This is a genomic window from Streptomyces sp. NRRL F-5755, assembly GCF_001279365.1.
Taxonomy (GTDB): domain Bacteria; phylum Actinomycetota; class Actinomycetes; order Streptomycetales; family Streptomycetaceae; genus Streptomyces; species Streptomyces rimosus.
Genome location: NZ_LGCW01000248.1, coordinates 1 through 210 on the forward strand (window position 1 = coordinate 1; position 210 = coordinate 210).

A 210-nucleotide genomic window follows, 5' to 3' on the forward strand; every position below is an offset into this window, starting at 1 on the left:
CCCCGGGCCAGGCCGGTGACGCACCCGCATTCGAGAAGGTCATGGCCCGGATCCGGGTGTCCCGGCCGGTCGGCAGACCGCGGACGGCACCGGTCTCGGCGTATTCCTCTCGGGCGATCCGCGGCCATCTGCGGCGGCGCGGGATCCGGGCGGTGATCCCGCAGCCTGCCGACCAGGCCGCGAACCGCAAACGGCTCGGCAGCCGAGGCG

General features: G+C 75.2%; 1 pseudogene. It reads left to right on the forward strand.

Going from position 1 to position 210, the window contains the following annotated elements:
- Positions 1-210 (forward strand): annotated as a pseudogene (locus ADK86_RS43840) (IS5/IS1182 family transposase); the annotation flags it as partial.